Raw genomic sequence first — 1028 nt, 5'->3', positions numbered from 1 at the left:
GCGGAGTTCGCCTCGGCGATCCCGGTGTCGGGCTCGATCTATACCTACAGCTACGCCACGCTGGGCGAGATCGTCGCGTGGATGATCGGCTGGGACCTGCTGCTGGAATACGGGCTGGCCACCTCGGCCGTGTCGGTGGGCTGGTCGGGCTATTTCCAGTCGCTGATGGCGGGCTTCGGCATGAAGCTGCCGGCGGCGCTGAGCGCGGCGCCGGGCTCGGTGCCGGGCGTGCACACCGTGCTGAACCTGCCGGCGTGCCTGATCATGCTGGCCATCACCTGGGTGGTGTCGTACGGCGTGCGCGAGTCCGCGCGCGTCAACAACCTGATGGTGGCGGTGAAGATCGGCGTGGTGCTGCTGTTTATCGCGGTGGGCGTGTGGCACGTGCAGCCGGCCAACTGGCAGCCGTTCGCGCCGTTCGGCTTTGCCGGCATCTTCAATGCGGCGGCGCTGGTGTTCTTCGCCTTTATCGGCTTCGATGCCGTGACCTCGGCCGCGGAAGAAGTGCGCAACCCGCGCCGCGACCTGCCGATCGGCATCATCGGCTCGCTGGCGGTCTGCACGGTGCTGTACGTGGTGGTGGCGGCGATCATGACCGGCATCGTGCCGTTCGCCAAGTTTGCCGGCGTGGACCACCCGGTCTCGCTGGCGCTGCAGTTCGCCGGGCAGAACTGGGTGGCGGGCTTTGTCGACCTGGGCGCGATCCTGGGCATGACCACGGTGATCCTGGTGATGACCTACGGCCAGACCCGCGTGATCTTTGCCATGTCGCGCGACGGCCTGCTGCCCGAGCGGCTGTCGTCGGTGCACCCGGTGCATGCCACGCCGTACTTCGCCACCTGGACCGTGGGCGTGGTATTTGCCGCGATTGCCGCCTTCGTGCCGCTGAACGTGCTCGCCGAGCTGATCAATATCGGCACGCTGGCCGCCTTCACCCTGATCTCGGTGGCGGTGCTGGTGCTGCGCAAGACCCGGCCCGAGCTGCCGCGCGCGTTCCGCTGCCCGGGCGTGCCGGTGGTGCCGCTGCT

1 protein-coding gene is annotated in these 1028 nt (G+C 68.3%); it reads left to right on the top strand.

Going from position 1 to position 1028, the window contains the following annotated elements; translation table 11 throughout:
* Positions 1–1028: amino acid permease (locus U9J39_RS29375; RefSeq protein ID WP_326348800.1), on the top strand; the 1028-nt coding region annotated here is incomplete at both ends.

The organism is Cupriavidus sp. SS-3, from assembly GCF_035818815.1.
Classification (GTDB): domain Bacteria; phylum Pseudomonadota; class Gammaproteobacteria; order Burkholderiales; family Burkholderiaceae; genus Cupriavidus; species Cupriavidus taiwanensis_C.
This window is presented reverse-complemented; position numbering and strand designations above follow the sequence as displayed.